The 19,280-nt window shown below is 69.3% G+C and carries 23 protein-coding genes and 1 pseudogene; 16 read left to right on the top strand and 8 right to left on the bottom strand.

What is annotated here, in order from left to right:
- Together rpmE and ASD25_RS24610 are read left to right on the top strand one after the other, a co-directional pair.
- Positions 1–91, top strand: a pseudogene (rpmE, locus tag ASD25_RS24615) (50S ribosomal protein L31); the annotation flags it as partial.
- Between the two features lie 175 nt (positions 92–266).
- A complete protein-coding gene (locus ASD25_RS24610; protein WP_055830065.1) occupies positions 267–1,823 on the top strand; it encodes a murein L,D-transpeptidase in 1,557 nt (518 codons plus the stop codon).
- Between the two features lie 6 nt (positions 1,824–1,829).
- Here ASD25_RS24610 and ASD25_RS24605 read toward each other — a convergent pair whose 3' ends face one another.
- On the bottom strand, positions 1,830–2,345 hold the full coding sequence (locus tag ASD25_RS24605) for a DUF1465 family protein (protein WP_055830659.1): 516 nt from the start codon (positions 2,343–2,345) through the stop codon (positions 1,830–1,832).
- 101 nt (positions 2,346–2,446) lie between these two features.
- Entirely contained in the window at positions 2,447–2,650 is a 204-nt protein-coding gene (locus tag ASD25_RS24600; RefSeq protein WP_055830063.1) for a DUF1192 domain-containing protein, read from the bottom strand.
- Positions 2,651–2,734: 84 nt separating this feature from the next.
- Here ASD25_RS24600 and ASD25_RS24595 point away from each other — a divergent pair, with 84 nt between their 5' ends.
- Positions 2,735–3,706, top strand: coding sequence for an NAD(P)H-quinone oxidoreductase (locus tag ASD25_RS24595; RefSeq protein ID WP_055830060.1), 972 nt, complete (start codon positions 2,735–2,737; stop codon positions 3,704–3,706).
- Positions 3,707–3,708: 2 nt separating this feature from the next.
- Here ASD25_RS24595 and ASD25_RS24590 read toward each other — a convergent pair whose 3' ends face one another.
- Positions 3,709–4,314 carry a beta/gamma crystallin-related protein gene (locus tag ASD25_RS24590; RefSeq protein WP_055830058.1) on the bottom strand — a complete coding sequence of 202 codons (606 nt, stop codon included), beginning with the start codon at positions 4,312–4,314 and terminating at the stop codon, positions 3,709–3,711.
- A 309-nt stretch (positions 4,315–4,623) separates the two neighbouring features.
- On the opposite strand from ASD25_RS24590, the gene ASD25_RS24585 reads away from it, so the two are divergent.
- On the top strand, positions 4,624–5,274 hold the full coding sequence (locus ASD25_RS24585) for a cell cycle transcriptional regulator TrcR (RefSeq protein WP_056621437.1): 651 nt from the start codon (positions 4,624–4,626) through the stop codon (positions 5,272–5,274).
- Between the two features lie 60 nt (positions 5,275–5,334).
- Here the strand turns inward: ASD25_RS24585 and ASD25_RS24580 are convergent, their stop codons facing one another.
- Positions 5,335–5,508, bottom strand: a complete 174-nt coding sequence (locus ASD25_RS24580) for a YdcH family protein (protein ID WP_055830657.1) — start codon at positions 5,506–5,508, stop codon at positions 5,335–5,337.
- Between the two features lie 204 nt (positions 5,509–5,712).
- Between ASD25_RS24580 and ASD25_RS24575 the strand changes: the two genes are divergently transcribed.
- Genes ASD25_RS24575 through ASD25_RS24565 form a run of 3 tightly spaced genes read left to right on the top strand, consistent with a single transcriptional unit; the run spans position 5,713 to position 7,050 of the window.
- Positions 5,713–6,327 (top strand): UbiX family flavin prenyltransferase, encoded by a 615-nt coding sequence (locus tag ASD25_RS24575; protein ID WP_200943718.1) that lies wholly within the window; start codon positions 5,713–5,715, stop codon positions 6,325–6,327.
- Positions 6,324–6,788, top strand: a complete 465-nt coding sequence (locus tag ASD25_RS24570) for a TIGR02444 family protein (protein ID WP_055830052.1) — start codon at positions 6,324–6,326, stop codon at positions 6,786–6,788. The genes ASD25_RS24575 and ASD25_RS24570 overlap by 4 nt, the downstream gene beginning before the upstream one ends.
- A gap of 37 nt (positions 6,789–6,825) precedes the next feature.
- Positions 6,826–7,050, top strand: coding sequence for a YdcH family protein (locus tag ASD25_RS24565; RefSeq protein ID WP_055830050.1), 225 nt, complete (start codon positions 6,826–6,828; stop codon positions 7,048–7,050).
- A 6-nt stretch (positions 7,051–7,056) separates the two neighbouring features.
- Here the strand turns inward: ASD25_RS24565 and ASD25_RS24560 are convergent, their stop codons facing one another.
- Positions 7,057–7,620 carry a GGDEF domain-containing protein gene (locus tag ASD25_RS24560; protein ID WP_055830048.1) on the bottom strand — a complete coding sequence of 188 codons (564 nt, stop codon included), beginning with the start codon at positions 7,618–7,620 and terminating at the stop codon, positions 7,057–7,059.
- 124 nt (positions 7,621–7,744) lie between these two features.
- On the opposite strand from ASD25_RS24560, the gene purE reads away from it, so the two are divergent.
- Genes purE through ASD25_RS24545 form a run of 3 tightly spaced genes read left to right on the top strand, consistent with a single transcriptional unit; the run spans position 7,745 to position 9,490 of the window.
- Positions 7,745–8,233 (top strand): 5-(carboxyamino)imidazole ribonucleotide mutase, encoded by a 489-nt coding sequence (gene purE, locus ASD25_RS24555; protein ID WP_056621434.1) that lies wholly within the window; start codon positions 7,745–7,747, stop codon positions 8,231–8,233.
- Positions 8,234–8,416 (top strand): hypothetical protein, encoded by a 183-nt coding sequence (locus tag ASD25_RS24550; protein WP_056621432.1) that lies wholly within the window; start codon positions 8,234–8,236, stop codon positions 8,414–8,416.
- Positions 8,417–9,490, top strand: a complete 1,074-nt coding sequence (locus ASD25_RS24545; RefSeq protein WP_055830045.1) for a 5-(carboxyamino)imidazole ribonucleotide synthase — start codon at positions 8,417–8,419, stop codon at positions 9,488–9,490.
- 171 nt (positions 9,491–9,661) lie between these two features.
- Here the strand turns inward: ASD25_RS24545 and ASD25_RS24540 are convergent, their stop codons facing one another.
- A complete protein-coding gene (locus tag ASD25_RS24540) occupies positions 9,662–10,342 on the bottom strand; it encodes a COQ9 family protein (protein WP_055830039.1) in 681 nt (226 codons plus the stop codon).
- Positions 10,343–10,615: 273 nt separating this feature from the next.
- On the opposite strand from ASD25_RS24540, the gene rpsU reads away from it, so the two are divergent.
- Positions 10,616–10,873 carry a 30S ribosomal protein S21 gene (gene rpsU / locus ASD25_RS24535; RefSeq protein ID WP_056621430.1) on the top strand — a complete coding sequence of 86 codons (258 nt, stop codon included), beginning with the start codon at positions 10,616–10,618 and terminating at the stop codon, positions 10,871–10,873.
- Positions 10,874–10,977: 104 nt separating this feature from the next.
- Here the strand turns inward: rpsU and ASD25_RS24530 are convergent, their stop codons facing one another.
- On the bottom strand, positions 10,978–12,366 hold the full coding sequence (locus ASD25_RS24530; protein ID WP_055830037.1) for an ABC transporter permease: 1,389 nt from the start codon (positions 12,364–12,366) through the stop codon (positions 10,978–10,980).
- Complete coding sequence (locus tag ASD25_RS24525; protein WP_055830035.1) at positions 12,363–13,319, bottom strand: ABC transporter ATP-binding protein; 957 nt, start codon at positions 13,317–13,319, stop codon at positions 12,363–12,365. The genes ASD25_RS24530 and ASD25_RS24525 overlap by 4 nt, the downstream gene beginning before the upstream one ends.
- A gap of 149 nt (positions 13,320–13,468) precedes the next feature.
- On the opposite strand from ASD25_RS24525, the gene ASD25_RS24520 reads away from it, so the two are divergent.
- From ASD25_RS24520 to phoU, 5 genes are all read left to right on the top strand, one after another.
- Complete coding sequence (locus ASD25_RS24520; protein WP_055830032.1) at positions 13,469–14,869, top strand: cell wall metabolism sensor histidine kinase WalK; 1,401 nt, start codon at positions 13,469–13,471, stop codon at positions 14,867–14,869.
- 139 nt (positions 14,870–15,008) lie between these two features.
- Complete coding sequence (gene pstC, locus ASD25_RS24515; RefSeq protein ID WP_055830030.1) at positions 15,009–16,439, top strand: phosphate ABC transporter permease subunit PstC; 1,431 nt, start codon at positions 15,009–15,011, stop codon at positions 16,437–16,439.
- Positions 16,432–17,718 (top strand): phosphate ABC transporter permease PstA, encoded by a 1,287-nt coding sequence (gene pstA / locus ASD25_RS24510; protein WP_055830028.1) that lies wholly within the window; start codon positions 16,432–16,434, stop codon positions 17,716–17,718. The genes pstC and pstA overlap by 8 nt, the downstream gene beginning before the upstream one ends.
- 47 nt (positions 17,719–17,765) lie before the next feature.
- Positions 17,766–18,581 (top strand): phosphate ABC transporter ATP-binding protein PstB (pstB, locus tag ASD25_RS24505; protein ID WP_156389469.1); only part of this gene is annotated, 816 nt, incomplete at its 5' end.
- Between the two features lie 90 nt (positions 18,582–18,671).
- Positions 18,672–19,280 (top strand): phosphate signaling complex protein PhoU (phoU, locus tag ASD25_RS24500; protein WP_156389468.1); only part of this gene is annotated, 609 nt, incomplete at both ends.

Genomic DNA, 19,280 nt, shown 5'->3' with positions numbered 1-19,280 from the left:
GGCCTGGACCGGCGGCAACCAGCACATGCTGGACCGCGGCGGCCGCGTTTCGCGCTTCAACAACAAGTTCGCCGGCTTCATCAAGAAGTAGGCCGCTGCGGGTGCGGGCTTTCAGGCCACACCCTGAGGCAAGACGACAACAAAGGCGTCGGTCTCCGGACCGGCGCCTTTCTGTTTGACCGGAACGCCGATAACATCCCGGCGTTGGCTTTTTCGGGGGCGTGGACACGGTGTCCCGCATCGAATCCTGCGTAGAGACCTTGGCGATGAATCGACGGCAACTCGGACTGGGCGCGGCCGTGACGGCGTTTGCGTCCGCCATGGGTCAGGCGGCCTCGGCCCAGACCCGCGATCCCGCCGCCGTCGCCTTCTATGACCGGTTCAACGATCAGCTGGCCCGTCTGCCCGCCGGAATCCAGCCGGACGTTCGCGCCTTCTACGAGCTGAACGGCTGGCGGCCCGTCTGGAACCCGGAACGGCTGCGCGCCCTGCAGGCCGCCGCCGGCCGGGCCGAGCGTCATGGCCTGTCGCAGGCCGACTATTTCAACTTCGAGACTCTCGCCGCCGACCGCGACGCCGCCGAAATGCGCACCACCGCGGCCGCCATGGGCTACGCCCGCGTCCTCGCCGAGGGCCGCGTCCGGCCCGAGACGGTCGAAGACCTGTGGGAGATGCAGAAGAACCGCGTCGACCTGCCCGTAGGCCTCAACGACGCCCTGGCCCAGAGCCGTCTGGTCGACTGGTTCGAGGCGCTCGCCCCCACGGACATCGGCTATTCCAACCTTTCCGCCGGCTATGTTCGCTACCGCCGTCTGATCCGCGAGGGCGGCTGGCCGGCCTTCCGCCAGGGACCGACGATCGAGCCGGGCGCGAGCGACGCCCGCATTCCCGCGCTTATCCAGCGCCTCGTCGCCGAGGGCGACCTTCCCGCGGCGGACGGCGCGCGCCTGACGCAGGAGGGCATCGTCTACGGCCCTGAACTCCAGGCCGCCGTGCGCGGATTCCAGGTCCGGCACGGTCTCGTCGCCGACGGCCGCATCGGCACGGGCAGCCAGCGCTCCCTGTCCGCCTCGGCCGAGGACCGCGCCCGCCAGATCGCCCTGAACCTGGAACGCCGTCGCTGGCTGAAGCGCGAGGTCTCGCCCGAACGGATCGAGGTCAACACCGCCGCCGCCATCATGGTCTACTGGAAGGACGGCCGGCCGGTCCACTCCAACCGGGTCGTCGTCGGCTCGCCGACCAACCAGACGCCCAGCCTCGAGAAACCGTTCGCCTCGGTGGTCGCCAATCCGCCCTGGTACGTGCCCGCCTCGATCGCCCGAAACGAAATCCTGCCTCGCGGTCCGGGCTATTTGGCCAGCCAGAACATGTACGTTTCGAACGGCACGGTCATCCAGCGCGCCGGGCCGAACGCCGCACTCGGCTATGTGAAGTTCGAACTGCGCGACAGCTACGCCATCTTCCTGCACGACACCCCGGCCAAGAGCGTCTTCAACCTGGCCATGCGGCAGCGCTCGCATGGCTGTGTCCGCGTCCAGGGCGCGGTCGATTTCGCCCGCCTGCTGCTCTCGCCCGACCCGGCCCTGCTGGAACAGTTCGACACCGCCCAGGACACCCGCGAAACCAAGCGCATCGCCACGGGCCGCGAGATCAGCGTGCGCCTGCTGTACTGGACCGCCTTCGTCGACGGTCAGGGCCGGGTGGCCTTCCGCGAGGATGTCTACGAGCGGGACGCCAAGCTGGCCGAAGCCCTCGGTATCGCCATCAGCCTGCCCAAGGCGGTCGATGACGGCGCCGGCGTCGCCAACGACGTCGGGCCATAGACGCGGCTAGCTTCGGAAAGCGGCCGTCAGTCGATCGAGCTGGCTCTGCACCGGATTGACCGCATCCTCCTCCGACGCGTCCTGATACATGCGACGGTCCAGGTGCAGGACGCGGTCGTACAGCTTCTCCGCCCGGACCAGATATTCGACCAGGGCGATCGGCAGTTCGCTGTCGGTGGGATCGGTCTCGGCGGTGCGGTCCGCCAGCCGGTAGCGCGGCTCGCAGGCCGCCAGCGCCGTCATGTCGCCCTCGCGCACGGCCCGTTGCACCAGCAGCCAGGACGCGATCTGCATCAGCCGCGTGGTCAGCTTCATGCTTTCACCGGCATAGGCCAGCGCCGTCGCCCGCGACAGCAGTTTGGATTCGCGGCGGCCGTCGCCGTCCAGATAGGCGGCGGTATCCTCGACCAGTTCCATGCCTTCGCGGAAGGTCCGGTCGAACAGTTCCGAGCGCGCGAAGTCGTCCACGACGGCGGCGCGGCTGCGGCCGGCGGGCGAAGGTATGGAGGCGTCGGTGGGCATGAAGTCGGTCAAACTCATAGGGGTACGCGCATCCGTATCACGACCGGCACGGTTTCGCGCGGCGCTTCAACGGACTGCAACGGTTGTGCCAACAGCCTGATTCAGGGGCGGAAGTTGAACATGGCGTCGGCGGCGTTGCGTTGCGACGACTTGCCCTCGATGGCCGCGCGCGAACGGGCGATCTCGGCCTCCAGTCCCTCGATCCTTTGCTTGAGGTCCTCGACCGAATAGCCGTCCAGGTCCTCGCGCGTCAGGGCGATGAGCGGCGCGCCGCGCGCCGGACGGGGCTCCAGATCCTCGAACATCGCCGCCTCCTCCGTGGCCAAGGGTTATGCAACCCCCTATCTGAACGCCCGGACACGGACGATTGCAAGAATTGGATGGAGCGAATGCGGGTCATCGAGATCGCCGGCGGAGCGGGCCCGGCGGAGGCTCTCATCCTCGCGGAACGGCCCGATCCCGTCGCGGGAACCGGTCAGATCCGGATCCGGGTCCGGGCCGCCGGCGTCAACCGGCCCGATCTCCTTCAGCGGCTGGGCCGCTATCCCGCCCCGCCCGGCGCGCCCGACATCCTCGGCCTCGAGGTCGCGGGCGAGGTTGACCAGATCGGCGAAGGGGTGACCCGCTGGGCCCTCGGCGACGAGGTCTGCGCCCTGCTGGGCGGGGGCGGCTATGCGGAACGCGCCGTGGTCGACGCGCGTCACGCCCTGCCCGTGCCGGCCGGCGTCGGCCTCGTCCAGGCGGCCGCCCTGCCCGAGACGGTCTGCACCGTTTTCGCCAATGTCTTCGAGGCCGGCGGCCTGAAGCCCGGCGAAACCCTGCTGATACACGGAGCCACCAGCGGCATCGGAGTCACCGGTATACAGATGGCCAGGGCCGCGGGGGCACGGGTCATCGCCACCTCGCGCGGACCGGACAAGACCGCCGCCGCCCTGCGACTGGGCGCGGACCTCAGCCTGGACGCCCTCGCTGACGACATGGACACGGCCATCGCCGCCTTCGGCGGCGCCGACGTCGTGCTGGACATGGTCGGCGCCGACTACGCCGCGCTCAACCAGGCGGCCCTGAAGCCGTCCGGCCGCTGGGTCGTGATCGCGACCCAGTCCGGCGCGATGGCGCAGATCGACCTCGCGCGGTTGATGATGAAGCGGATCGTCCTGACCGGCTCGACTCTGCGGGCGCGTCCCGCGGACGAAAAGGCCCGGCTGATCGCCGCCGTGGAAGCCGCGGTCTGGCCCTGGGTCGCGTCCGGCGCGGTCCGGCCGCCGGTCGAGGCGACCTTCCCGCTGGAACAGGCGTCGGCCGCCCACCTCGCGCTGGAGGCGGGCGGCCATGTCGGCAAGATCGTCCTGACGACCTGACGTTACCAGCGGCCGCCGCGGCCCACCGGACGCAGCGAGGAGATGCGGTCGTTCATGCCCCAGCGCTGCAGGTTCCGGATGTCATCGGTGAACGTCTGGCACTGGCCGCGATAGTAGGCGTCCGTGCAGGCCTCCCACGTACCCCGGAACTGCATCGACGAGATCGCGTCGTTGAACCCGGTGTTGGCCAGGTTCGGGACCTCGCCGTCGAACCGGAACGAGGCTCCGCGGAAATCGGCGTCGCGATAGATGGTGATCGAGCCGCGTCCGCCGCCGCCGCCGCCGCCCGGCCAGCCCGGACCGTCGTTGCCGCCGCCGCCGCCCGGCCGGTCTTCATACTGGCCGCGATACGGACCGCAGACCAGCAAGCCGTTGTCGTTGCGAATCTCATAGTCGGAGCAGCGGTTCAGCTCGATCGACGTGCCGCGGATTCGTCCCCGGTCGGTGCGGCAGTCGGCGTAAAGCCGCCCCCGGTTCACATATTCGCCGCTGCAGCTGTCGCGATAGTCGCCGCGCGGCGCGACGCGGGCGCCGACCTGCGGGTCCTGCTGCGCCGGAGCGGCTCCGCCCGAAACGACCGCCATGGCGGCCAGCATCTCGATAAACATCGTCGTCCCTCCTGGAGGTTTCCCGACGCACAACGCGTCTGTGCGGCCCACTGTTCAGCTTGTCGATGAACCGTGGCTGTACGGCCTTGTCGGCGTCCGTTTTCTTTTCGCGCGAATAGGCCTATATCGCGATCATCAACGCCCGGTCGAAAGGCCGGGCGCCGTCGTATCCAGAGCCCGGGTTCCGGGCTCGAGCCACAACCGGAATTGCGTTCATGACCGACATCCTCATGCCCAAGGCCACCGCGGTCTGGCTGGTCGACAACACCTCCCTGACGTTCGAGCAGATCGCCGACTTCTGCGGCCTGCATGGCCACCGCGGTCTGGCTGGTCGACAACACCTCCCTGACGTTCGAGCAGATCGCCGACTTCTGCGGCCTGCATCCGCTGGAAGTGCGCGGCATCGCCGACGGCGACGTKGCCCGSGACATCCGCGGCGCSGAYCCGCTGGTCAACGGCCAGCTGACCCGCGAGGAGCTGGACAAGGCCCAGAACGATGAAAACTACCGCATGCAGGCCGTGGTCAGCCGCCACGCCGAATTGATGAAGGGCGGCAAGCCGGCGCCGAAATACACGCCCGTCTCGCGCCGTCAGGACCGTCCSGACGCCATCGCCTGGTTCGTKCGCAACCACCCCGAGGTGACCGACGCCCAGATCGCCAAGATGCTCGGCACGACCAAGTCGACCATCGAAAGCGTGCGCAACCGCACCCACTGGAACAGCCCCAACATCAAGCCGGTCGACCCCGTGACCCTCGGCCTGGTCGGTCAACTGGCCCTGGACGAACTGGTCCGCAAGGCCGCCGACAAGAAGGCGAAGGACGATGCGAAGAAGGGCGGCGCCACCCTGCAGCCCGTCGACGCGCCCGCCGAACCGGCCGAGGAGGAGTTCGTCCCCGAGGCCCGCGAACGCCGCGGGGCCGAGCCCACCGCGGCTTCGGTGTTCGGAAACAAGGACTGATCGAAAAACGGCCCCGGAGATCGCTCTCCGGGGCCGGTGTCTTTTCGGGAAGCCGCCTCGCTATCCTGCGCGGGCCTCCAGGCTGGTGATCTCTTCCTTGAGTCGAAGCTTCTGCTGCTTGAGCTCCCTGACGTGAAGCGAGTCCGTGGCCGGGTGGATCATCTCCCGCCGGATGATCTCATCCAGGCTGCGGTGACGGTTTCCCAGTTCGCGGATACGAGCTTCGATGGTCATGGCTTGCGCCTCCATGTCTAAGGGACCAGTACAGTCAGCGCCGGGTCTGACCGGCTGTAGAATCACATTCCAGTGAATTGCCGACCGTCCGGACACGGACCACCCTGGAGCCCGAATTGGCCGAAGATGTGAACGGAATCACATTCCAGTGAATTGCCGACCGTCCGGACACGGACCACCCTGGAGCCCGAATTGGCCGAAGATGTGAACGGAGCCGTACGGAACCTTTCCGGCTCGACGCCCTCCCGATTGATCGTGGGAATTTCCGGAGCCTCCGGCGTGACTTACGGCGTTCGGGTGCTGGACGCCCTGCGCGAACTGGGGGTCGAAAGCCACCTGGTCGTGACCCGCGCCGCCCTGCTGACCCTGTCGCAGGAGACCGACCTCAGCGCCGACGACCTGATGGGCCGCGCCGACGTGACGCACCGCCTCAACGACGTCGGCGCCGCGATCGCCTCGGGCTCGTTCCGGACCATGGGCATGATCGTCGCCCCGTGCTCGGTCCGCACGATGAGCGAGATCGCCACCGGCGTGACCTCGACCCTGCTGACCCGCGCCGCCGACGTGGTGCTGAAGGAGCGCCGGCCGCTGGTGCTGATGGTGCGCGAGACGCCGCTGCACCTCGGCCATCTCCGCACCATGACCGCCCTCTCCGAGATGGGCGCGATCATCGCGCCGCCTCTGCCGGCCTTCTATGCGAAACCCGCCAGCATCGGCGAAATGGTCGACCAGTCGGTCGGCCGCGCGCTGGATCTGTTCGGCCTCGACTGGTCCGCCGTCCGCCGCTGGGACGGGCTGAAGACCGCGGCCGCCGAATGAGCCTCTGGCGCTGGGCGGTGGCGGTCTACGCCGTCGATGGCGTCGCCGACGCCTGCCTTGAGCTGCAGGACTCCGCCGGCCAGAACATTCCCCTGCTGCTCTGGGCCGCCTGGTGCGCCGCCGAGGGGCGCACGCCGGACGAGGACGCCCTGGAAGCCGCCGGCGACACCGCCCGCGCCTGGCAGGAAACCGCCATCGCCCCCCTGCGCGCCGTGCGCCGGGCGTTGAAGCCCCGCGCCCCCGACCTGGACGACGCGGATCGCGAAGCCGTCCGGAGCCAGGTCAAGGCGGTGGAGCTGGAGGCGGAACGCCGCCTGCTGACCGCGCTGGAAGGCCTCGCCCCCGCCCCCGGCGGCCCTGTCCAGCCCCCGCTCCCCGCCATGGTGGCGGCGGCCCGGGTCTGGTCTCCGATCACCCCGCGCGCGGGGCTGGTCCGCCTCGCCGAGCGCCTTCCGGCCTGATGCGACGCACGATATAGATGACGTCCGGGATCCTGGCATGAACGACGACGAACCCTTTCTGACCGAGGAAGAGCAGGCGCTCCACGCCCGGCTGAAGCTGCTTCAGCTCGAACACGCCGACCTCGACGCCTCGATCGAGGCGCTGGGGCGCATGCCCGTGCCCGATCAGCTGATGATCGCGCGGCTGAAGCGGAAGAAGCTGGTTCTGCGCGACGAGATCACCCGGATCGAGGACCGGATTCTGCCCGACATCATCGCCTGACGGGCGTCACCGCCCCTTCTTGCGAACCCACATGGCGGCGTCGGCCTCGGCCAGCCAGACCTCCGGGTCGGTGTGACCGTTGAACGCCCGCACACCGAACGATCCGCCGAGGCGCGCGGACTGTCCGTTCCAGGTGAATTCCTCGGCCGCCAGGGCGTCGGCCAGCCGCTGCGCCTTCTCGCGGCCGCCGTTCAGGCCGGCGTTCAGCAACAGCAGGCCGAACTCGTCGCCGCCCAGACGGCCCACGGCGTCCGATTCGCGCAGATTGTCCGCCAGCAGGTTGGCGATATGCACCAGGGCGGCGTCCCCCGCGGCGTGGCCGAGGCTGTCGTTGACGCCCTTGAAACCGTCCAGATCGAGATACAGCAGCACCGCGGGCGTGCCGTGGCGCTGGCAGAAGGCCATGGCGCTCTTCATCGCGGCGATGAAGCCGCGCCGGTTGAGGACCGGCGTCAGCACGTCGTGATCGGCCGCCGCCTCGGCCGCTTCGGCGCGACGGCGCAGGGCCTCGATCTCCGCGCGCAGGCGCTCGATCTCGTCGTAAGGGTCGATGACGGCCGCGTTGGTCACGAGCGAAGAGGGCTCCCCGGCCGGCGACTCACCACGCCGGGCCAAGGCTCAGCCTAACGCGGTCGGTTGCGGGCGCAACGCGAGTCCTGTATCGCGCCGCTTTCCCGCGAAAGGCTGCGCACCCATGGCGACCCAGACTCCCGTGGCGATCATCATGGGCAGCCGCTCGGACTGGCCGACGATGAAACACGCCGCCGACGCGCTGGACCGGCTCGGCGTGGCCTGGGAGGCCAAGGTCGTCAGCGCCCACCGCACCCCGCAACGCCTGTTCGACTTCGCCACGGGCGCCAAGGCCGCGGGCTTCAAGGTCATCATCGCCGGGGCGGGGGGCGCGGCCCACCTGCCGGGCATGGCCGCCTCGATGACCGAACTGCCGGTTCTCGGCGTGCCCGTGGAGTCCAAGGCGCTGAAGGGGCTGGATAGCCTGCTGTCCATCGTCCAGATGCCCGGCGGCRTYCCGGTCGCCACCCTCGCGGTCGGCGAGCCCGGAGCCAAGAACGCCGGCATCCTCGCGGCCCAGATCCTGGCCTTGGCCGATCCGGTGCTGGCCGGGCGGCTGACGGCCTTCCGTGAAGCCCAGACCGAGGCGGTCCACGAGACGGTCGAGGACTGAGTGRCYCCTCTGGCTCCCGGCTCGACCCTCGGCATTCTCGGCGGCGGCCAGCTGGGCCGCATGCTCAGCCAGGCCGCGTCCCGCCTCGGCTTCAACGTCATCATCCTCGATCCCGAGGAAAACAGCCCCGCCGGACGCGTGTCCCAGGGCCAGATCGTCGTCCACGAGACGGTCGAGGACTGAGTGGCTCCTCTGGCTCCCGGCTCGACCCTCGGCATTCTCGGCGGCGGCCAGCTGGGCCGCATGCTCAGCCAGGCGGCGTCCCGCCTCGGCTTCAACGTCGCCATCCTCGACCCCGAGGAGAACAGCCCCGCCGGGCGGGTGTCCCAGGGCCAGATCGTCGCCGCCTATGACGATCCCACGGCCCTGATGGTGCTGGGCCAGACCTGTCAGGCGGTCACCTTCGAGTTCGAGAACGTCCCCGCGACCTCGGTCGAACGGCTGGTCGAGGGCGGCGCTGTCGTCGCCCCCGGCCCCAGGGCCCTGGCCGTGGCGCAGGACCGGGTCGAGGAGAAGACCTTCCTGAACGGCGTCGGAGCCACCACCGTCGACTTCGCCGCCGTCGACAGCCTCGACGACCTGCTGACCGGACTGGAGCGGCTCGGTACGCCGGCGGTGCTCAAGACCCGGCGCGAGGGCTATGACGGCAAGGGCCAGATCTGGGTGCGGTCGGCGGCCATGGCGGCTGACGCCTGGAGCGCCGTCGGCCAGCGGCCTTCGGTGCTGGAAGCGAAAGCCCCGTTCGTGCGCGAGCTGTCGATCATCGCCGCGCGCGGCCGCGACGGCGCGATCGCCGTCTATCCGCTGGGCGAGAACATCCACAAGGGCGGGGTGCTGAAGACCACCCTCGCCCCCGCCGCCGTCGATGTGAGGACGGAGAAGCGGGCGAAAGCCATAGCCAAGGCCGTGCTTGAGGGCCTCGACTATGTCGGCGTCCTCGGCGTCGAGCTGTTCGATCTCGGAGACGGCCGCCTGCTGGTCAACGAGATCGCGCCACGCGTCCACAACACCGGCCACTGGACCCAGGACGGCTGCGTCTGCGACCAGTTCGAACAGCACATTCGCGCCATCGCCGGCTGGCCGCTGGGCCCGACCACGGCCCACGCCCGCGTCGAGATGACCAATCTGCTGGGCGATGAGATCGAACAATGGACCAGGCTGTCCGGCAAGGCCGACGCCCGCCTGCACCTCTACGGCAAGGCCGAGGCCCGTCCCGGCCGCAAGATGGGCCATGTGAACCGGGTCAAGCCGCTCTGATCTTCGTCATCCTCCGGCGAGCGCAGCGAGACCGGGGGACCCAGCGGCGCGCGTGAGCGCGAACCTGTCAGGAGCGCTGTCGCTGGAGACAGCGGTATTTCGCCGCCGTCGCGGCGCCGCTGGGTCCCCCGGTCTGCGCCGCTGCGCGGCTTGCCGGAGGATGACGAAAGGTCAGGTGTCGGTCTTCGCCCCGTACCGCATCCGGCTCAGAGCCTCGCTGACCTTGCGCAGCGGCGCGTCGAAATCCTTGCCGGCCTTCCACTTCTCGAAGGCCATGACGTTCTCGATCCGGGCGGCGACGAAGGTCTCGGCGGCGTCCCTGCCGTCAAACCAGCGCATGGTCAGCGCCGGAATGAGGATTCCCGACAGGATCGCCCGCTTGGAATAGTGGTTCCAGTCCGTCGCGGTATCCCCGGCCCAATGCCAGAGGTGGTCGGCGCTCTCCCACGCCAGCTTCAGCCCCAGATCAGCATTGGTCGGCAGGGCCAGGAAGGCGGCGCAGCGGCGCGTCGCCTCCAGATCGGCCGCCCCCGCCTCCATCCGGGCCGAAACGGCGCGGGCGATTCTCTCGCGCATCTTCAGCGACTTCGCATCGACCTGGGCCAGAACCGCCAGGGTCCGGTCGTCGTGGCGGCGCGACAGCAGGGCCGCCAGATCCCTCGCCCCATTGGGAAACAGCAGTTCCTCGTCGCCCAACGACAGGCCGTTGTCGGCGCAGGCCGTCCTCAGCATCCGGCTGTTCCAGCCCAGGGCGGGCGACAGGCGGACCGCGGCGTCCAGCACCGACTGCTCCATCCGGTCGCCCCAGTCTCCCCCGGGCGTCTCGTTCGACAGGTGTGGCGCATCGGTCATGGCGGCAGCATATCCCCGTCAGCCGGGGGTTTCGACCCTTCAGATTGAAGCGCGACGATCTGGACACGAGGGGGCCGAACGTGTATCAGCCCGCCTTCATCCGCGGACCCCTGTCCGTCGGACCGAGATTTTATTTGTCTGCCCGTCTCCCTTTCGAGGTGCGCGGCGGGCGGCCAAAGGAGAGTTCAACCTGGTACAGATTTTCGTTCGCGATAATAACGTCGCCCGTCTCCCTTTCGAGGTGCGCGGCGGGCGGCCAAAGGAGAGTTCAACCTGGTACAGATTTTCGTTCGCGATAATAACGTCGATCAAGCGCTCAAGGCCCTCAAGAAGAAAATGCAGCGCGAAGGCAGCTTCCGCGAGATGAAGCGCCACGTGCACTACGAGAAGCCCTCGGAGAAGCGCGCCCGCCAGAAGGCCGAGGCCGTGCGCCGCGCCCGCAAGCTGGCCCGCAAGCGCATGCAGCGCGAAGGCCTGCTGCCGCCGCCGAAGCCCCGCGTGCCGGGCGTGGGTGGTCCGAGCCGCGGCTAAACCCCGCTCGACAGCCGAACGAACAGATCAAGGGCCGCCCCGGGAAACCGGAGCGGCCCTTTTCTATTCTGCCCTTCTTCCCTTTCGGGAGAAGGTATTGAGTCCTACCGCCCGCCCCTGACCGCGCCCGCGAAGCTCTTCCAGCTCAGCTTGACGTCCGACAGCGCCCCCGCCCGGAACGCGCGGCCGGCGATCCACACCATCAGCAGGGCGAAGGCGAACATGCCGCCCATGGCCCCGATCACCTCGATCAGCGGCGGGTCGGAGGGCATGCGGGCGATCATCAGGAAGGGGGTGAAGAACGGGATCCACGACATGATCCGCACCATCGGCGCGTCCGGCGTCTGCAGCGCCATCTGCATGGTGATCATCGGAATGACGAGGATCATCATGATCGGCCCCATCAGGGTCTGGGCGTCGCGCGGCGTCTCGCAGAAGGCGCCGATGGCCGCGAACAGGACCGCATACATCAGATAACCGCCCAGCATGAAGGCGCCGAACCAGGCCAGCATGCCGCCGTTCAGCAGGATGTCCCCGACCATGCCGCCCTGCTCCGGTGCGAACCAGAACAGCCCGGCCGCGCCGATCCCGCCCCAGGCCGCCAGCACCGTCAGCGTCAGCAGCGCCACGCCCAGCACCTTGCCGGTCAGGATTTCGGTCGCCGAGGCCGAGGACAGCAGCACCTCGAGAATCTTGTTCGACTTCTCCTCCATCACACTGTTCAGCAGGATCGAGGCCCCGGTGATGATCAGCGACCACAACAGGAAGCCGGCCCCGAGGCCGATGATGGCCGGCAGCTTGTCGCGGAACGACACCTCTCCGCCGCTGGCCGATTTGGGCGAGAAGACGCTGACGTCGGCGCGGAAGGCCTCGGTCTGGTCGACCACGCCCGGGTCGATGCCGGCGGCCTCGAACACCGTCTTGCGATTGGCCGAGTTCAGGGCGTCGCGGATGAAGTCCTCGACCGTGTCGTCGGTGGCCCGCGCGGTCCAGACCCGCGCCGTCGGCTTGCCGTCCGTCCGGTTGAGGAAGACCACCGCGTCCAGCCGCTGATCCTTGGGCGTGTCGTCGGTCATGTGGCGGCGCACGGCCGCGTCCTGCCCGGGCCCGGCCGGCAGGGAGGAAATGTCGGTCGGCGTCGCGACCAGCCGCATCTTCGGCCGCGACAGGTTGGCCATCGCCCCCTGCGCCATGCCCGGATCGGCCGAGGCGCCGGTCGAGGCGGCGGCCTTCCCGGCCGCTTCCCGGGCGCGCGCGTTTCGCCGCTCGGCGTCGTTGCGCAGGGAGTCGCGCACCGCCGCCGCAAGGCCGGCGGCCTGCGGTCCTTCCTCGACCACGGCCACGACCCGGACCGGCTCGGACGACCGGATCATCAGCGGCACCGCCCCGCCCAGAACCGCGAACATCGGGAAGGCCAGCAGCGACAGCCAGAAGCCGACGGTGCGGGCATAGGCGCCGTATTCGCGGCGCGCGATCAGCAGGGTGCGGTTCATCGGACGGCCTCCGCGGCTTTCGTGGATTGGTCGACGTCGGGATTGTCGCCGGTCAGGCCGATGAAGGCGTCATGCAGGCTGGGCTCGCGCAACTCGAACCGCCGCACGTCCAGCCCGCCGAGGAAGGCCGCCTTCAGCGCCTCCTGCCCCTTGCCGCCGCGACCGAGCGCGGCCTTCAGCACACGCACGCCGTCGATGTCGGACACCACCTCGACGTCGGTGACGCCGGGCAGGGTCGCCGCCTGGGCCGCATCGATGGCCCCTTCCAGCTCCAGGAACCGCTTCGAGGTCGCGCGCGCCTCGCTCACCGTGCCCTCGAACGCCTTCCGGCCGCGGGCCAGCAGCACGACCTTGTCGCACAGCCGCTCGGCGTGCTGCATCACGTGGGTCGAGAACAGCACCGTCGCGCCGTCGGCCGCCAGGCCGCGGATGACCGCTTCCAGACCCTGCTGGTTGACGGGGTCCAGGCCCGAGAACGGCTCGTCGAGAATGACGAACTCGGGGCGATGCACCACCGAGGCGATCAGCTGGACCTTCTGCGCCATCCCCTTGGACAGCTCCTTCATCTTCTTGCGCTTTGCGCCGCCCAGGCCCTGGGCGTCCAGCATCTCCTTCGCGCGCCGGCGGCCCTCGCCGATCGGCAGGCCCTTCAGCGAACCGAAGAAGGCGATGGCGTCGACGGGGGTCATCTTCTTGTAGAGGCCGCGCTCCTCCGGCAGGAAGCCGATGCGGTCCCGCACCTTGCGCCCGTCGTCGGCGCCGAGGATCTCGATCCGGCCGGCGCTGACGCCCTGCAACCCCAGAATCATCCGGATGGTCGAGGTCTTGCCGGCCCCGTTCGGGCCCAGGAAGCCGCAGATCGTGCCCTTCTCGACCTCGAAGCTCAGGTCTTTGACGGCCTGGAAATCCCCGTACCGTTTGCTTACGCCTTCCAGCGTCAACGCCGCCGCCATGATCCCCTCCGGCCTTATCCAGTCTGTCGCCCTCAGGGATAGGAGTGTAAAGGATGTTTGACAACCCGTCGCGGGGGCCATCGGCGCCCCGCTGTCATGAATTCCGTGTCATGTTCGCGGGGTACAAGTCCCCGCCGGCGAAAGCGTGAATGCCCTACGAAGTCTCATCCTCTCCCGTCGCCCCCCGGTCCGGATCCCGGCTGTGGACGGTCGGCGCCAGCGCCGGCATCGCCATCATCGCCCTGCTGGGCGCAGCGGTTCTTCAGCCGGCGGCGGCGGCCTGGCTGTTCGGGGCCGCGGCCCTGGTCGGTCTGACGACGTGGATGATCCACCGTCGGACCCCGGTCGAAGCCGGACCCGTGGACCAGGCCGAGGCCCAGGAGCCGCGCCCGGACCGGCTTCTGCTGGACAGCGTCTTCGAGGCCCTGGCCGACCCGGTCCTGGTGGTGTCGGGCGGCGAGGCGGACGACATCGCGGGCCGCCGCATCGTGCTGGCCAACACCGCCGCCCGCGACCTGCTGCGCATCCAGACCGAGGGCGCCCTGCTGGTGCCCGTGCTGCGCGATCCCGCGGTGCTGGAGGCGGTGGACGAGGCCCTGTTCGGCGGCCTGACCCGCACCACCGACTACGCCGGTGTCGGAGCCCAGACGCGGCACTGGCGCGCCCTGACCCGCCCCCTGCCCTCGTCCGACGACCGCAGCCTGGCGCTGCTGGTGCTGCGCGACGAGACCGATGTGCGGCGCATGGAGCTGATGCGGGTCGACTTCCTCGCCAACGCCAGCCACGAGCTGAAGACGCCGCTGGCCTCGCTGTCCGGCTTCATCGAGACGCTGAAGGGCCACGCCCGGGACGATCCCAAGGCGCGCGACAAATTCCTCGACATCATGGCCACCCAGGCCGACCGCATGAGCCGGCTGGTCGCCGACCTTCTGTCGCTGAGCCGCATCGAGCTGAACGAGCACATTCCGCCCGGGGGCCGGGTCGACCTGGCCCGCGCCGCCGCCGACGTCGTCGATGCGGTCAGCGTGCTGTCGGCCGACCGCGCCGTGACCGTGAACCTGCAGGACCGGGAGATGAGCGCGCCGGTGCATGGAGATCGCGACGAGATTCTTCAGGTCGTCCAGAACCTGGTCGACAACGCCGTCAAATATTCGCCCTCGGGCGGGACGGTCGAGATCGTCATCCGGCCCGACATCACCCTGGACGAGGCGTCGGCGCCCTGGTCCGGGGGCAATCGCGGCGAGGGGGCGACCCGGTTGCCGCTGGTCACGCCCGATCGGGAAACCGGCCAGCGCTACACCGCCGTCACCGTGCGCGACCATGGCCCCGGCCTGGCGCGGGAACACCTGCCCCGGCTGACCGAGCGCTTCTACCGCGTCGAGGGCCAGAAGAGCGGCGAACGCCAGGGCACGGGTCTGGGCCTGGCGATCGTCAAACACATCGTCAATCGCCATCGCGGCGGCCTGACGGTCGAGAGCGCCCCGGGCCAGGGCGCTGTCTTCACGGCCTATTTCCCTCTCGCCGCGCCCCGCGGAGCGACGATCGTATGACAGAACCGCCCCGAAGACCTCTGCAGCGTAACAGAACTGTCATTCACCCGTCGTAATCCGCTGACCATTCGGGGGCAGTTATCGCGGCGGGGCGAACCGGGGGACCGGGCCGTTCTGATTCCCGCTGTCACGGACGTCCATGACCTGGCTTTTCCTGCCGATCCTGATCGCCGCAGCCGTCGCCGCCTATGTCGGCGGCCGGGCGATGGCGCGTCGTCGTGGCGAGGGTCAGCGGCCGCATTCCCGTCCCGGCCAGCACGGCGCCTACGCCCTGATCTGGACGGTGGTCCCGGCCCTGGCGATCCTGCTGGCCGCCTCCGTCTTCTCCGGCCCGGTCGAGCAGTCGCTGACCGCTTCCGGCGCGCCCGAGGCGGTCCAGCAGCTTGAGCCGTTCCGGCGCGAGGCCTTCTTCGCCGACGCCCGTTCCGTCGGCGCCGGCCGTCCGGCAGTGCAGATCTGGCCGGCGCCCTATGCCGAGCTCCTGCCCGCCGAGGGCCGGCGCGCCGCCCGCATCGCCCTGATGCTGGATATCGGCGCCGGAGCCGCCGCCGTCCTGGCCGGGCTGCTCGGCGCCCTGTTCGTCTTCAGCCAGATCCGGCCCGGCATGCGCGCCCGCAACCGGGTCGAGGGCTGGATTGTCGGCCTGCTGTTCGTCTGCTCGGTCGTGGCCATCCTGACCACCGTCGGCATCATCGCCTCGCTGGTCTACGACTCGATACGGTTCTTCGCCTCGGTGCCGATCGCCGAATTCCTGTTCGGGACCCAGTGGAGCCCGCAGACCGCCATCCGCGCCGACCAGGTGGGATCGACCGGCGCCTTCGGGGCGCTGCCGCTGTTCGCGGGCACCTTCCTGATCATGCTCATCGCCATGGCCGTGGCTGCCCCGGTGGGCCTGTTCTCGGCCATCTACCTGTCGGAGTACGCCGGGCCGACGTTCCGCGCCGTGGTCAAGCCGGTGCTGGAAATCCTCGCCGGCGTGCCGACCGTGGTCTACGGCTTCTTCGCCGCCCTGACCGTGGGCCCGGCGTTCCGGGTCTTCTTCAACGAGATCGGCGCCATGCTGGCCGGCGGTCCGCTGGACGGGCTCGGCCAGTATCTGATGCTGGTGCAGAACCAGATGGCCCTGGTCGCCGGCATGGTCATGGGCATCATGCTGATCCCCTTCGTCAGCTCCCTGTCGGACGACATCATCAACGCCGTGCCCCAGTCGCTGCGCGACGGGTCCTACGCCATGGGCGCGACGAAGTCCGAGACGGTAAAGCGCGTGCTTCTGCCGGCCGCCCTGCCCGGCGTCGCCGGCGCCATGCTGCTGGCCATGTCGCGGGCCATCGGCGAGACCATGATCGTGACCATGGCCGCCGGCCTCGCCGCGCGCCTGACCCTGAACCCGCTGGACACCGTCACCACCGTGACCGTCCAGATCGTCACCCTTCTGACCGGCGACCAGGAGTTCAACAGCCCCAAGACCCTGTCCGCCTTCGGCCTCGGCCTGACCCTGTTCCTGGTGACCCTGGCGCTGAACATCATCGCCCAGCGCATCGTCCAGACCTACCGGCAGCAGTATGACTGACGCGACCGTCACGCCCGCGATCCGCGCCGAACGCCTGCGCGCCGGACTCAAGCGCCGCTACGCCCGCGAGGGCCGGTTCCGGCTGTACGGCCTGCTGGCCATCGGCGTGGCGGTCGGCTTCCTGCTGCTGCTGCTGGGCCGGATCATCGACCAGGGCCACACCGCCTTCTACACCCACACCATCACCGTCCCCGTCTATATGGACCCGGCCCGCGTCGACCGCGGCTATCCGCAGGGGACGAATTTCGAACTGCTGGTCGCCGAACAGCAACTCGCCCGTCTCGGCGTCGCCGACGACGCCCAGGGCTCGAAAGCCGCCGCGATGCGCAGCCTGTTCTCCTCGGAACTGAAGTTCGCCGCCGCCGCCCGCATCCAGGCCAATCCGAACCTGATCGGCCAGACCGTGCCGATCGCCGCGCCCGTGTCCGACGACGCCGACCTGTTCTTCAAGGGCGAGATCTCGCGCGACACGCCCGCCGACCAGCGCCGCCTGACCGATGAACAGATCGGCTGGCTCGACCGGATGAAGGCTTCGGGCGCCGTGGCCGCCCACTTCAACAGCGGCCTGTTCACCAAGGGCGACTCCACCGAGCCGGAACTGGCCGGGGTGCTGGGCGCGGTGGTCGGCTCGGCCCTGATGCTGCTGGTCACCGCCTTCATCGCCATTCCGCTCGGCGTCGGCGCGGCCCTGTATCTGGAAGAATTCGCGCCGCGCGGCCGGATCACCGACCTGATCGAGGTCAATATCAACAACCTCGCCGCCGTGCCGTCGATCATCTACGGCCTGCTGGGCCTGGCCCTGTTCATCAACTGGATGCACCTGCCGCGCGCCAGCCCGCTGGTCGGCGGTCTGGTCCTGGCCCTGATGGCGCTCCCGACCATCATCATCGCCACCCGCTCGTCGCTGAAGGCGGTGCCGCCGTCGATCCGCGAGGCCGCCCTGGCCATGGGCGCGTCGAAGACCCAGACGGTCTTCCATCACACCCTGCCCCTGGCCATGCCGGGCGTGATGACCGGCGCCATCATCTCCATGGCCCATGCGCTCGGCGAAACCGCCCCCCTGCTGCTGATCGGCATGGTCAGCTTCATTCCCGGCATACCGCACAGCGTCGGCGAACCCAGCGGCGCCCTGCCCTCTCTCGTCTACATCTGGGAAAACGCTTCCGAGCGCGCCTTCCATGAGCGCACGGCGGCCGCCATCCTTGTCCTTCTCGCCTTCATGATCGTCATGAACGCCGCCGCCATCTTCCTGCGCCGGCGCTTCGAACGCCGGTGGTAGCCCGATGAAATTCAACCTCTTCCGCGCCCCCGACGGCGCCGAGGGCNCCCGCCGAAACGCCGGTCATGGCCGCGCCGCCGGTCATCCACAGCTCGGGCCCCGTCGGCCCGACCAAGATCGCCGCGCGCGACGTCTCGGTCTTCTACAATGGCAAGCAGGCGCTCCATGACGTCTCGCTGGACATCCCTGACAAGACCGTCACCGCCCTGATCGGCCCGTCGGGCTGCGGCAAGTCGACCTTCCTGCGGACCATGAACCGCATGAACGACACCATTCCGGGGGCCAGGGTCACGGGCCGCATCGAGATGGACGGCGAGGACATCAACGCGAAATCGGTCGATCCCGTCCTGCTGCGCGCCCGGGTCGGCATGGTGTTCCAGAAGCCCAATCCCTTCCCCAAGACCATCTACGAGAACGTCGCCTACGGCCCCCGCATCCATGGCCTGGCCGCGTCGAAAGCCGAGCTCGATGTCGTGGTCGAGGCCTCGCTGAAGCGCGCCGGCCTGTGGGAAGAGGTCGCCGACCGCCTGCACTCGCCCGGCACCGGCCTGTCCGGCGGCCAGCAGCAGCGCCTCGTCATCGCCCGCGCCATCGCCGTCGAGCCTGAGGTCATCCTGATGGACGAGCCCTGCTCGGCCCTGGACCCGATCGCCACCGCCAAGATCGAGGAACTGATCGACGAGCTGCGCGAGCGCTACTGCATCGTCATCGTCACCCACTCCATGGCCCAGGCCGCGCGCGTCAGCCAGCGCACCGCCTTCTTCCACATGGGCCGCCTGATCGAGACCGGCGACACCGAGGACATCTTCACCAACCCGCGCGAGCGGCGCACCCTGGACTACATCACCGGAAGGTTCGGCTGATGAACCAGCACACCGTCAAGGCCTATGGCGACGAACTGAACCAGCTGACCGCCGAGGTCGCCCGCATGGGCGGTCTGGCCGAGGCCCAGNGTCAAGGCCTATGGCGACGAACTGAACCAGCTGACCGCCGAGGTCGCCCGCATGGGCGGTCTGGCCGAGGCCCAGGTCGCCGACGCCGTCGATTCCGTCGCCCGCCGCGACATCGCCCTGGCCCGCGCCGTGGTCGACCGGGACGCCAGGCTCGACGCCATGCACCGCGACATCGAGCGCAAGGCCATCCGCCTGATCGCCCTGCGCCAGCCGGTGGCCTCGGACCTGCGCCGCACCCTGGCCTCGATGAAGCTGGCGGTGGATCTCGAGCGCACCGGCGACCTCGCCAAGAACATCGCCAAGCGCGGCCTGATCCTGGCCGAGGGCGATCCGATGCCGCCGCTGACCCGGTCGATCGAGCGGATGGGCAAGCTGGTCTCCATGCGCCTGCGCGACGTGCTGGACGCCTACGCCGCCGCCGAGGTCGACCGCGCGGTCGCCGTCTGGAACACCGATGACGAGGTGGACGAGCACTACAACGCCCTGTTCCGCGAACTGCTGACCTACATGATGGGCGATCCGCGCACGATCACGGCGGGCACCCACCTGCTGTTCATGGCCAAGAACCTCGAGCGCATCGGCGATCACGCCACCAACATCGCCGAAACC

The organism is Brevundimonas sp. Root1423 (genome assembly GCF_001426805.1).
The sequence above is the reverse complement of the archived record's forward strand: the minus strand, read 5'-3'. Positions and strand labels throughout refer to the sequence as shown.